This is a genomic window from Flavobacterium sp. HBTb2-11-1, assembly GCF_009826975.1.
Classification (GTDB): Bacteria; Bacteroidota; Bacteroidia; order Flavobacteriales; family Flavobacteriaceae; genus Flavobacterium.
On sequence record NZ_WUMO01000001.1, the window covers coordinates 678,905 to 691,825 of the forward strand.

General features: G+C 33.8%; 11 protein-coding genes and 2 tRNA genes. 8 read left to right on the plus strand and 5 right to left on the minus strand.

What is annotated here, in order from left to right; genetic code table 11:
- Positions 1 to 158 precede the first annotated feature (158 nt).
- From GR162_RS03010 to GR162_RS03030, 5 genes are all read left to right on the plus strand, one after another.
- Positions 159 to 833, plus strand: coding sequence for a response regulator transcription factor (locus GR162_RS03010; protein WP_160780939.1), 675 nt, complete (start codon positions 159 to 161; stop codon positions 831 to 833).
- A gap of 10 nt (positions 834 to 843) precedes the next feature.
- Positions 844 to 2,172, plus strand: a complete 1,329-nt coding sequence (locus GR162_RS03015; RefSeq protein ID WP_370516224.1) for a sensor histidine kinase — start codon at positions 844 to 846, stop codon at positions 2,170 to 2,172.
- 104 nt (positions 2,173 to 2,276) lie between these two features.
- Entirely contained in the window at positions 2,277 to 2,456 is a 180-nt protein-coding gene (locus tag GR162_RS03020) for a hypothetical protein (RefSeq protein ID WP_160780940.1), read from the plus strand.
- 162 nt (positions 2,457 to 2,618) lie between these two features.
- Positions 2,619 to 3,854 (plus strand): metallophosphoesterase, encoded by a 1,236-nt coding sequence (locus tag GR162_RS03025; RefSeq protein WP_160780941.1) that lies wholly within the window; start codon positions 2,619 to 2,621, stop codon positions 3,852 to 3,854.
- Positions 3,855 to 3,926: 72 nt separating this feature from the next.
- Positions 3,927 to 4,229: a co-chaperone YbbN gene (locus GR162_RS03030; protein ID WP_008466807.1), complete on the plus strand. Its 303-nt coding sequence runs from the start codon at positions 3,927 to 3,929 to the stop codon at positions 4,227 to 4,229.
- A 25-nt stretch (positions 4,230 to 4,254) separates the two neighbouring features.
- Here the strand turns inward: GR162_RS03030 and GR162_RS03035 are convergent, their stop codons facing one another.
- Both GR162_RS03035 and GR162_RS03040 read right to left on the minus strand, forming a co-directional pair.
- Positions 4,255 to 4,896, minus strand: a complete 642-nt coding sequence (locus tag GR162_RS03035) for a polysaccharide deacetylase family protein (protein ID WP_008466810.1) — start codon at positions 4,894 to 4,896, stop codon at positions 4,255 to 4,257.
- Between the two features lie 101 nt (positions 4,897 to 4,997).
- The gene (locus GR162_RS03040) at positions 4,998 to 8,276 is read right to left on the minus strand and encodes a DUF2723 domain-containing protein (protein WP_160780942.1); all 3,279 of its coding nucleotides are present in this window, start codon (positions 8,274 to 8,276) and stop codon (positions 4,998 to 5,000) included.
- A 246-nt stretch (positions 8,277 to 8,522) separates the two neighbouring features.
- Here GR162_RS03040 and GR162_RS03045 point away from each other — a divergent pair.
- Positions 8,523 to 8,593 (plus strand) — tRNA-Gln (locus tag GR162_RS03045).
- Between the two features lie 108 nt (positions 8,594 to 8,701).
- A tRNA-Gln gene (locus GR162_RS03050) sits at positions 8,702 to 8,772 on the plus strand.
- 230 nt (positions 8,773 to 9,002) lie between these two features.
- Here the strand turns inward: GR162_RS03050 and GR162_RS03055 are convergent.
- The 3 genes from GR162_RS03055 to GR162_RS03065 form a co-directional block, all read right to left on the minus strand.
- Positions 9,003 to 9,809, minus strand: a complete 807-nt coding sequence (locus GR162_RS03055) for an AraC family transcriptional regulator (protein ID WP_160780943.1) — start codon at positions 9,807 to 9,809, stop codon at positions 9,003 to 9,005.
- Between the two features lie 62 nt (positions 9,810 to 9,871).
- On the minus strand, positions 9,872 to 11,293 hold the full coding sequence (locus GR162_RS03060) for an aldehyde dehydrogenase family protein (protein WP_160780944.1): 1,422 nt from the start codon (positions 11,291 to 11,293) through the stop codon (positions 9,872 to 9,874).
- Positions 11,294 to 11,450: 157 nt separating this feature from the next.
- A complete protein-coding gene (locus tag GR162_RS03065; protein WP_008466826.1) occupies positions 11,451 to 12,275 on the minus strand; it encodes a universal stress protein in 825 nt (274 codons plus the stop codon).
- A gap of 174 nt (positions 12,276 to 12,449) precedes the next feature.
- On the opposite strand from GR162_RS03065, the gene rimP reads away from it, so the two are divergent.
- The gene (rimP, locus tag GR162_RS03070) at positions 12,450 to 12,914 is read left to right on the plus strand and encodes a ribosome assembly cofactor RimP (protein WP_008466827.1); all 465 of its coding nucleotides are present in this window, start codon (positions 12,450 to 12,452) and stop codon (positions 12,912 to 12,914) included.
- Positions 12,915 to 12,921 lie beyond the last annotated feature (7 nt).

Genomic DNA, 12,921 nt, shown 5'->3' on the forward strand with positions numbered 1-12,921 from the left:
CATTGTAACGAAGGCAAAACAGGAATAATGATTATGAGAATGCGATTGAAGAAGCTGATGAAGAAATTTGTCAGCTTTTTTCATTAGTTAATTTTTTAATAATGTGCGCTAGACTTTTGATAATTGATTAATTTTAGTTGCGCTAAAAAGCCTTGTTTATGAATGTTTTAATTGTTGAAGATAATAAAGAACTTGCTGTAGAAGTTTACGATTTTTTATGTAATGCAGGTTATATCTGTAAAATTGCCAATAGTTGTGCAGATGCTTTGGAGGAATTTGGAAGCAATGATTATGATGCCATGCTGTTGGATTTGGGTTTGCCTGATGGAGATGGTTTTGAGGTTTTGCAGACTATTCGAAAAACCAAATCAAAAATTGCAGTAATTGTGCTCACTGCCCGAGGAGAATTGGATGACAGAATTAATGGACTACATCTTGGAGCCGATGATTATTTAACAAAGCCTTTTGCCTTGACAGAATTGGCGGCAAGATTGTTTGCAGTGATTCGTAGGATTCATGGTTTTACCGTAAACAGTTTAAGTATTCATGGCTTTTTACTGCAGCTTCAAGATTATAAAGTAAGTTTTAATGAAATTCCGTTAAGTCTTACCAAAAAGGAGTTTGATATTTTTCAGTATTTAGTTCTCAACAAAAACCGTGTAATTACAAGATTGCAATTGACCGAACATATTTGGGGCGATATTTTAGAAGTCAATTCAGATTCTAATTTTATCGATGTGCATGTTCGAAATCTTCGAAAAAAATTAGACAAACATACTTCAATAGATTGGTTTGAGACGGTTCGAAATGTTGGTTATCGTATAAACGAATAAAACTATTCTTGTGAAAATAAAACATCAATTAGCCATTTTTAATGCATTGACCAGACTGCTGGTCATTTTAATTTTATGGCTAATGCTTCCTATTTTGGTAGAAAATGTGGTGTATCACCATATTAATAACACATTGTTGGAGAAAAAGAAAAAATTTATTGAACATCTTAATCAAGAAGAAATAAATGATTTTATAGAAAATCCAGATGATTCTACTCAGACTTTTTCAGAGTTTTCTACACTTCATAGTGAATTTTTGGTGCTGTCTCGAGTGCCGATAAAACCACATCAGAAAAAAACGACTTTTACAAATGAATATCGTAAGATTGAAAATGAGGAGAGCGAATACCGAATTCTGCAACATCATTTTACTTATGAAGGCGAAGATTATCAGCTTGAAATTGGTAGCAGTTTGAGCGAGGTTAACGATTTGACTTTTGTAATCAGACTGTTCATTATAATTGTATTTGTGGTGATTCTATTCATTACTTTTCTGGCAGATACTTTTTATATCGAATACCTTTTAAAACCATTTTATAAAATCATTGATACCAAAATTAGGCGTGTAAACGAGCCGGAAACATTCGATCATACTCCAATAAAAGCGGCTTCAAGAGATTTCAGAGAATTGGATTTTGTTTTGAATCAAATGATGGACCGAATTGCAGAGGTTTTTAAAAAAGAAAAACAGTTTATTTCGAATGTTTCGCACGAACTTTTAACACCGATAGCATTGTTAAAAAATAAACTAGAAAACTTGCTGCAGAACGAATCTTTAGATGACAATGCGGTTGATAAAATTGCGGGCTCTCTGAAGACACTAGATATGCTCAAAAAGATTATCAATAATTTATTGCTGATTTCTAGAATAGATAATAATCAGTACGAATTGAATGAAGCCATTAATCTTCGCGAAATTATTTTTGATCTTCAAGAGGATCTTCAGGATCGCATTGACGATAAAGAAATTCACTTCGAAAATAAAATGGGAAACAGTTTTGTTTTTACTGGAAACAAAACTTTAATTCATATTCTGATTTATAATTTGGTGATCAATGCCATTAAATATAATAAACCGCAAGGAAAGATTATGGTTGAAGATGGTTTTGCAGATAATCACTATTTTATCTCAGTAAAGGATTCCGGAATTGGAATGGATGAATCACAGTTGGAAAAAATATTCAGCCGTTTTACCAGAATAAGTTATGATCAGGAAGGGCAGGGTTTAGGTCTTGCAATTGCTAAGAGTATTGCTTCTTTCCATCATATAGAAATTACTGTAGAATCTGAACTAGGAGTAGGAACTTCTTTTAAATTATGGTTTCAAATTCACAATTAAAAGTTAAACTTTTTTGTAAGGCTTCTTCTTCATTTGGTCTTCATTTTATGGATATACCTTTGACTTATAAATAATGAAAATAACAATCATAAAAATTTAAAGTCATGAAAAAATTAGCAATTTTAACAGTAGCAGTTTTAGGAACAGTTGCAATGGCAAGCGCACAAACAACTCCAGCACCAGCAAAATCAAAAGAGGTGAAAACTGAAAAAAAAGCAAGCAAAAAAGCTAAAGGAGAGAAAAAAGCAGAAACTGCAAAAACAGAAACTCCAAAAGCAAAATAATATAAGATTTTAAGTCTTAAGATTAAATAGTTTTAAAGGTTGGTAGGTTAAAGCTGGAAGAGCCATCTTCCAGCTTTTTTATATTTTACAGCGTTAAATTTTTTATAATAAAAAGAAATAGAATTTTCATTCTTTGTTACTTTGTTTAAAACTATATATTAAATGATTTTTCGTTTTATAATTCTATGTGCTCTTTTATTATTTATTGAGTTCTATTCCTATCAGGCTTTTCGAACTTTAGTCAAAACGCGCTGGGTTCTGATTGGTTATCAAATTACAAGCTTACTGGTTTTAATCTTTATTATTTATTCTTTTTCGCAGGTAGATCGATCTGTAGGCCAAACTAGGCAATTTATGTTTACCACTGGTTTAATGCTAACGGTTTACGTGCCTAAAATTTTGCTTACGCTAATAATGTTTAGTGAAGATATTTTTAGAATAGGAGCCAGTATCGTAAATTATTTTATTTACAATACTCCACGCAAAGAAATGATGCCTGACAGAAGGAAATTTGTTAGCCAACTGGCGTTAGGTTTGGCAGCGATTCCATTTCTTTCTATTATCTACGGAATTTTTGAAGGCAAATATAATTTCAAAGTAATCAAACAAACTGTGTTTTTTCCAGATCTTCCAGATGCTTTTGATGGATTTAAAATCACTCAGATTTCAGACGTTCATAGCGGAAGTTTTGATAATCCTGAGAAAATAAATTACGCTATTGATTTAATCAATGAACAAGAATCTGACTTGATTTTGTTTACTGGAGATATTGTAAACACGCATGCTAAAGAAATGCATCCATGGTTGGAAACCTTTAGCCGTATTAAAGATTATAAATATGGAAAGTTTGCGGTTTTAGGAAATCACGATTATGGCGAGTATGTGACTTGGCCATCTGAAAAAGAAAAAGACGAAAATTTTAAGGCAATTAAAAATTTGTATGGCCAAATTGGTTTTAAGCTTATGTTGAATGAGCATACTTATATTCAAAAAGGTGATGATAAAATTGCTCTAATTGGTGTTGAAAACTGGGGAGTGAATTTTAAGAAAGCAGGTGATTTAAATAAAGCTTCTGAAAATGTTCACAAAGACGATTTTAAAGTGTTAATGAGCCATGATCCAAGCCATTGGGATGCTGAAATTAAAGATCACCCAAAGAATTTCCACCTCACGTTTGCTGGCCACACGCACGGTATGCAGTTCGGAATTGAAATTCCAGGCTATTTTAAATGGAGTTTGGCACAATACATTTACAAACAATGGGCAGGATTGTACGAAAATGTTGGAAGATACGTTTATGTTAACCGCGGCTTTGGTTTTCATGCTTATCCAGGGCGAGTTGGAATTATGCCCGAAATAACAGTAATTGAACTAAAAAAAGGCCAGAATGTCGGTTAATTCGTTAAAAATGCTACATTTGTATAATATTTATTTCTTTTAGAGATTTAAAAAACTTAATTTTTTGGTTTTATGTCAAAATTTGGAGAACTAATAAATGCCCAAGTTCCAGTGTTAATTGATTTTTACACAGATTGGAATGAATCTTCAGTTTCTATGCATCCTGTCATTAAGGACGTAGCTGCTGCGCTTGGCGATAAAGCCAAAGTAATCAAAATTGATGTAGATAAAAATCAGGAACTAGCAGAAGCACTTCGTATTAAAGGGCTTCCAACTTTAATGATTTACAAAGAAGGCCAAATGATCTGGAGACAATCTGGAGAGCTTGATGCCAATACTATAATCGGAATTGTTCAGGAACAATTTAACGTCTAAATAACTTCTCTTTTGTTGATGTTATTTAGTGGATAATGTCAAACTTATACCCGTTTTCTTTTAAAAAATGCAGTGTTCTAGGTAAAGCAAATCTTAAATTTGGAGAAGCTTTAATGCTGTCATGAAAAACAATTACGCTGCCAGATTTTACATTTTTGGTTACATTTTCAAGGCATTTTTCTGGAGTAATGCTTTGATCGAAATCAGCGCTTAAAACATCCCACATCACAATTTTATAGCCCAAACTTCTAAGGATTTTAGATTGCGCTTTTTTAATTTTTCCATAAGGGGGACGGAATAATAAACGGCGAGGAGCTTTTTCTTGCTCATCCAAAATAGCGGCACAATTTTTTACATTTTCGATATATTCTTTGGTATGGATTTTCCATCCATTTACATGATTCATCGTATGGTTGCCAATGGAATGCCCATCTGTAATTAGCTTTTCAAATAAAGCCAGATTCGCTTTAATGTTTTTACCGATGCAGAAAAAAGTAGCTTTTGCATCAAATTTTTTTAATTCAGATAAGACCCAGTCTGTGATTTCTGGAGTAGGGCCATCATCAAAAGTCAGGTATATTTTCTTTTCGTTGTTAGGGATGTCCCAGCAATATTTAGAAAATACCTTTTTTATAAATGCGTTAGTTTTTACCCAATAAAAGCTCATTTTGAATTAAAATTGTATTAGTATGCATAAAATTAAAAAATGCAGCGCTATTTATCAAACAGCGCTGCATTTTTTTAATAAGTAAGATTTTCGTATATTATTTATTCTTTTTCACGTCCAAAACGCTCAAAAACATTCACGTAAGTATTAAATGTTGTTTTGTGCTGGTTGTAAAAAGCAGTGTCTTTATTATCATCCATTACATGCAATAAGCTTCTGTAACGCTCAATATCTGTAATAATGTCTACAGCCAAATCAGTTTGATCAGAAGGAGTCAATGTACTGTAATAGTTTAGATTCTCTTTATATTTCTGAACCAATTTGTTTAATAGATCTTGTGCTTTGGCTTTTTCTCCAACTTTGTAATAACCATCTGCAAAAGCTTCAACTAATGAATAATATCCATATTTGTCTAAAGGCATTTTGGTCATCGCTAAATTGATTACGTTTTTAGCTTTGTCAATTTTACCTTCTGCAATAAGCTGATTCATTAATCTCGAAAGATTAGTACGGTAAGTAATGCTATTTCTTCTAGTTTCAGGATCGTGATAGATGTTTCCATTGCTATTGCCCCAATCCCATTTCATTACAATATCGTACATTTTATCTGCATCAATTTGTCCCATATCTAATGGTCCGCCATCTTTAGAAGGAGTATTTTTAATTGGAACCAATTTATATACCATTCCGTCCAATTGCAGATAATCTTTTAGCCATAAATAATCTTCATCATCAAAAGCTCCGCCGCTAAAATAAATTGGTCTCTTCCAATTGTTATTAGCTAAAATATCAAGCATCATTAAACGGTTTTTGTATAGTGCGCTTCCTTTGATATCAATGTCTAAGTAAGGAACAATAGAATCGTAATACTTTGGATTCACTACTTTATTTTGAATAATAGTGTTTTTGTCCACATTTACTCTAATCTTGTTTGTTGGATAGAAATGGATAGTTTGTCCGTTTTGCAATCCAACAGTCGATTTAGGATTTTTGATGAAATCGATAAAATCTTTAATGTTCCAACGAGTATCAATTTTTTGAATATAAGCTGTGTAATCCAAGTTATCTCCCACATATTGGCTATGAACAAAAGAAATAGGCAACGGATTTGATTCATAAGATTTCGCCTTCATCTGGTCAATATACCAGTCTGTCATAAATAAACTCGTATTTACAATCTTCACATCGGTTCTAAAATGCTCAATTTCCTGCGCATACCAAAGAGGGAAGGTGTCATTGTCTCCAATGGTAAATAAGATTGCGTCTTTGTCGCAAGAACTTAAATAAGCTTTTGCCATTGCAACTGCTGTATATCTTCCAGATCTATCGTGATCATCCCAGTTTTGAGAAGCCATTAAAATAGGCGCGGCCAATAAACTTCCCGCAATAATTACCGGTCCAGCAATTTTTGGAGCCAAGTATTTATACAAACTTTCATAGAGCGAATAAACACCAAATCCGATCCAGATGGCAAAGACATAGAATGAACCTACAAGAGCATAATCTCTTTCACGAGGTTCAAAAGGTCTCTCGTTCAAATATATTTTTAGTGCAATTCCTGTAAATAAAAATAAAGCTAAAAGTACATAGAAGCTCTTCAAATCTTTGTTTGCATGATACATAATACCAATTAATCCTAAAATAAAAGGTAGGAAATAATAAGCGTTACGACCTTTGTTGTTTAAAACATCTGTTGGAAGGTTGTCTTGTGAGCCTAAATGAACAGAATCTAAAGCTTTGATACCGCTGATCCAGTTTCCGTCCAAATTATCATATTTACCTTGAACATCATTTTGGCGTCCAACAAAATTCCACATCAAATATCTCCAGTACATGTATCCAAACTGGTATTCAAACATAAAGCTGAAGTTGTCCGCTGTAGATGGTTTTTCGATAATTAAATATTCTCCGTAGCTTCTTAAGAATTTTACATAACCTTCGTTGTCAATTTGTTTTTGAGCATAAGCTCTTCTAAACTCAGAAACTGTTTTTTCAACTTCATTACGCAATTGAGCTGTAGCTTTGTTGTATTCGTCTTCGCTCAATTGACTAGCGTCGATTCCGTATTTTGCCAAATCTTCATCATAATTATAATTAGGATTGATTCGGAACTTTGGAGGATTTGTAAAGTTGATATAGTTTTGAATGTGTCCCGTTTCTGTACTCCACATTCTTGGCAGAATGGCTTTCTGGTTGTCATCAGAATTTTGTTCTGCATTTTTATAATTATTGGTAATAATATATTTACCTGTTTTATAATCTCTTTCGTAGTTTGGTTTTTTATCTAAATAAGGCGTTTTAGCATCAAGACCAGCAAAAAGTTCCGTGTATTGAGGTCCATAAAATAAAGGATTTACACCATACTGCTCACGATTATAATAAGCTAAAACTTCTGTAGCGTCTGATGGTTTGTTTTCGTTAATAACCGTATTGGCATTTGCACGAACAGGAAGCATTAACCAAGTTGAGAAACCAATCAAAATGAATAAAATACACAATATAATAGTGTTGTAGAATATTAAACCTTTTTGTCTAGTGTATTTTAAACCAAAATAGAAAAAGGCAACAAATAATAATGCTACAAATATGGTTCCTGAATTGAATGGAAGTCCCATGCTGTTTACCATGAAAATCTCGGTTTTTCCGAAAAATGCCATAGTAAGAGGAAGTAATAATTTGAAAATGAATAATAAAATCCCAATAACAACTACATTGGCAATAAGGAAGTTTTTGATGGTAACTTTTTCGTAATGTTTGAAATAGTATAAGAATCCAATAGAAGGGATGGTCAAAAGAGCCATAAAGTGAACTCCAAATGAAAGACCAACAACCAATGAAATGATTAAAAGCCATTTATTTCCTTTTGGTTTGTCCATATCTTGCTCCCAACGTAGACCAAGCCAGAAAAGCAATGCGATTAATAAAGAAGCCATTGCATAAACTTCGGCTTCGACAGCATTAAACCAAAAACTATCAGAAAATGTATAAGCCAAAGCCCCTACAAAAGAACTTCCTAAAATAACAATTGAGTTGTTTTGGTCAATTTCAGTAAAACGGCCTACGATCTTTTTTAAAATCATAGATGATGACCAGAACATAAATAATATGGTGAATGCGCTAGAGAAAACAGACATCATGTTAACCATTAGAGCCACATGCTGAGCATCTATTGCAAACATAGCAAAAAATGCGCCCATCATCTGGAAGAGTGGAGCTCCTGGTGGGTGTCCTACTTCAAGTTTGGCTGCGGTAGCAATATATTCTCCGCAATCCCAAAAGCTCATTGTAGGTTCTACTGTTAAGGTGTAAGTTATTAAAGCGATTGCAAATGCAAACCAACCAATAATTGTATTCCATTTATTGAAATTGAATTGTGCCATATTTAGGTGTTAAAAATTTGAATGTTTTTCTATCCTACAAAGAAAATGTTTTTTTATGTAAAGAAACGAGCATTAACAAAAAATTCTATAAAACAATACGCAATAAGTAATGCGTTGTCTATGAGGAGTTTTTAATATTGAAGCGGATTTGAATGTGAAAAAAATCAAAAAAAATGATTTTTTTTGGCCAAAAAGTTTGCACAAACTAAATAAAGACTTAAATTTGCACTCGCTTTACAGCACTGCTGGTCTATGGTGTAATGGTAACACTACGGTTTTTGGTGCCGTCTTTCTAGGTTCGAGTCCTAGTAGACCAACAGAAAAAGCCTCTCAGAAATGAGAGGCTTTTTTATTTGAAAAAGTTTTCTTTAAAATTTGCATAAATTAAATAAAGTTTTAATTTTGCACCCGCTTAACCGCACTGCTGGTCTATGGTGTAATGGTAACACTACGGTTTTTGGTGCCGTCTTTCTAGGTTCGAGTCCTAGTAGACCAACAGAAAAGCCTCTCAGAAATGGGGGGCTTTTTTTTATGCTTCAATTATAGGTTTTTTAACGCAAAGTACGCTAAGGTATTCGCAAAGTGCGCTAAGTCTTTTTTAAGAATGCTGAGTTCGCAAAGCTTTGTCGGTGAGGTTTTCCGAGTTTTATTTTAACATAGCCCGTGGTTTTAACCACGGGGAGCTTATTGTGAAAGGCGTATTCTGGGAGGTATATTGTAGGATGTCTATTTATGATTTAAAGAAGAAGGAACTATTCCAAATTTCTTTTTAAATGAAAATGAAAAGTGCGAAAGATCTTCAAAGCCAACGCCAATATATACTTCAGATGGCGGATTTCCTTGACTGATTAAATAATAGGCTTCTTGGAGCCTTTTGTTTAAGAGCCATTTTCCAGGTGTTTCCTGAAATACTTTTTGAAAATCTCTTTTGAATGTGGCCAAGCTTCTTCCGGTCAGATAAGCAAATCGTTGCATTTGAACATTGAAATGAAAATTCTTGTTCATAAAAGCTTCAAGATCGATTTTTCCAGGTTCGTTAAAATCAAACAAGATGTCCTTTAATTCTGGATTTGCTTTCAATAAAAGATGAATGGCTTCCTTGATTTTTAAATTGAACAAAGTTTCATTGTTCTCTTCTTCGACTTCAAGATAAGAAATCAGCGATTCCATGAAGGATTTATAAAGCGGGTTAGGTGCTAGTGAAAACATGGCTTCTGTGTCGGCTTTTTTGTCAGCTTTCAAATTGTACTCCTTGCTTATTTCTTTTAAAATTTCCTGATCCAAAAAAAGAGAAATGGTTTTAAATTCTCCTCCTTCTGGCGGAATCTTAGTGAACTTTGCCAAATGATTTCTTCTGCTAAAGCGAAAATCTCCTGCTTTTGAGTGAAAAGTATTTTTGCTGTCTGAAGCGATCATTTCGCCAGAAATCTGATAGCTGAAAACATGTTCGGGAATAAAATGCTCGCCTTCGCGACTTCGTGAATAGTAGCACGAGTAGAGAATTTTGGGTTTTGTATGTGGTTTTATGCTCATATTGTAAAAATACTAAAAGATCTGGAAATCTTTAAACGGAAAGATTCCCAGATTGGTGAAGATTATTTTGGCTGAATCAGAGCTCTTGGTTCTAAATAGGCTTCTAAGCCAAGTGTTCCAAATTCGCGCCCGATTCCGGATTGTTTAAATCCGCCAAAAGGAGCCATTGGATCATGGCCAATTCCGTTAATCTGAACACGGCCAGCATTAATTTGCGAAGCGATATTATGTGCTCTTTTTGAATCTGACGAACTTACATAGGCTTGCAAACCATAAGTGGTGTCATTGGCAGTTTCAATGGCTTCTTCTTCTGTTTTGTAAGTAATGACAGACAGAACAGGGCCGAATATTTCTTCTCTTGCTATACGCATCTGATTGTTTACGTTGATAAAAACAGTTGGTTTTACGAAATTCCCGCTTTCAAGTCCTTCTGGTTTTCCCAGTCCGCCAATTAATATTTCTGCGCCTTCGTTAATTCCGGTCTGAATATAGTCTTGAACACGGTTAAATTGTTTTTCGCTAACCATTGGGCCAACTGCAGTGTTTGGATTTTTTGGGTCTCCCACAATGAAGTTTGGAATCGTTTCTTTAATAAGAGATTTTACTTCGTCTAATTTGTTTTCTGGGATTAATAATCTAGTTCCGGCAATACATGCTTGTCCGCTATTCATAAATGCTGCGCCAATGGCAAGCGGAATAGCTTTTGAGAAATCTGCATCATCTAGAATAATATTTGGAGATTTTCCGCCAAGTTCAAGGGTAACTCTTTTCATGGTGTTGATGGCTTCTTTTGCAATAATTTTTCCAACGTTTGTTGATCCTGTAAAAGAAATTTTAGAAATATCTGGATTTCTGCTTATTTCGGCACCAACTATTTCTCCTAATCCATTTACAATATTTACAATTCCCTTTGGAAGTTGTGCATCGTGTAAACATTCGATCATTAATTGAGTCTGTTGAGCGCTCATTTCGCTAGGTTTAATTACGGTTGTACATCCTGCTGCAATTGCTGTAGATAGCTTGCTGCAAATGAAGGCATTGCTCGAATTCCACGGAATAATAATTCCAACAACGCCTATGGGTGTCATTTGAACTTCAGATTCGCCCATTGTTTTGATAAAGCTGTAAGAGTTGAGGAGATTGATTGCGGAGTCAAAGCTCTTCAGCATGTAATCGTAGCTTACACTGGCAAACTGAAATGTGCCTCCGTATTCTTCTGTCATTATATTAATAAAGTCATCTTTCCTTTTTTCAACAGAAGATTTGATTTTTTCAAGATATTGGATTCTTTCTGAAGGTGTTGTTTTAGAAAAAGTTTTAAAGGCATTTTTCGCTGCTTCGATTGCGTTTTGAGTGTCTTCGGTATTGCCCAAAAGAACTTTTCCTAATTTTTCATTTGTTACTGGGCTAATAAGGTCGAAATATTCAGTTCCTTTTGGAGTAACAAATTCTCCATTGATGTAAATTTTGTCTATTGTTTTCATTTTGTTGTTTTTAATGAATTTTTATTTGACAAATTTCCGCATTAAATGGATTGACCGTTTTGTTGAAAAGCTCAGTTAAACTTTGTTGAGAAGCTCATTTTTTTTGCATAAAAAAAGCTTCTCACTGGAGAAGCTTTAAGGAGAAAAAATAATCATGTTAGATTTTTAAAGTTATAACGGGTTTAACGGCGTGATTGACCAAGCCTTCGCTGATGCTTCCATTAAAGAAGTGTGCAAAACCAGTTCTGCCATGTGTGCACATTCCGATAACATCAGCGTCTATTTTGTTTGAGAAATTGATGATTCCTTTTTCGATATTGGTGTCGTTGTAAATTTGAGTTGTGTAATTGGTGATATTAAATTCCTCTACAAAATCGTTCATTGCTTTTTCGCTAACATGAGTTGGTTTGAAGCTGTTGGGTGTGCAAATGGTGACTAAGTGTAGTTTTGAATCAAATAGTTTGGTGAAATTTAAAAGTTTTTCAAATGGTTTTTTTGCCTCATCTGAAAAATCAGAAGCAAAAACAATGTTGGATGCATTAAAATTTGGAATATTTTTCTTGATGACTAAAACAGGGATTTCTGAGTTTCTAACTACTTTTTCTGTATTTGAGCCTATTAGGAGTTCTTCGACGCCAGAAGATCCATGAGAGCCCATAATAATTAGATCAATGTCGTAATCTTTGCTTATTTGGGTAATACCGTGTATGGGTTTGTCCATTTTTACAATTTCAGTTACCGGAATTCCTTCTAGATAATCTCTAGAGGCAACTTCGTCTAGCGTTTCGTTTGCTTTCTTCATAAAAAGCATGGTTTCAGGAATGCTGGTTCCTCCCAATATAGCGTCGTTTGATTGCTGTGGCAATTCTAGCATATGAAGAAGAATGAGTTCAGAATTGTTCTTTTTTGCGATTTGAGCCGCAACTCTTAAAGCGTCTTCTGCATGTTCTGAGAAGTCGGTAGGTACTAAAATTCGTTTCATGATTTTGAGGGTTAAAAATTATGAATAATTCGCGTTTTAATGCTATAATAAAGATAAGAAATTATTTTAGAGCAATCAATTTATTTGATTTATAAAAAAATCACTATATTTGCACTGTTATTTATTAAAATCTAAATAATGAGGGGACTAAGTGTCCCCTCTTTTTATAAAATTATGACATTTAAAGAAAAAGTAAACGGATTAATTACGGAAGCTCTTCTGGAAAAACCATCAATCTTTTTGGTTGATCTGGCTGTTTCGGATTCTTTTAAGATTAGTGTTGGTTTAGACGGAGATAATGGAGTGGCGCTGCAAGACTGTATAGATATCAGTCGCGCAATCGAGAATAATCTTGATCGTGAAGAACAGGATTTCTCGCTTGAAGTAGCATCGGTTGGAGTCGGAACTCCTCTTAAAATGATAAGACAATACAAGAAAAATGTTGGTAGAACGCTGATTGTTACCACAAATACAGAAAAAATCGAAGCGGAATTGGTAGAAGCTAATGATGTTTTTATAATTTTGTCTTGGAAAGCAAGAGAACCGAAAAAAGTAGGAAAAGGAAAAGAAACAGTTCAAAAAGAGCAACAAATACCTTATACAGAAATTAAAGAGGCAGTTGTTACGGTAACATTTTAATTTTAAT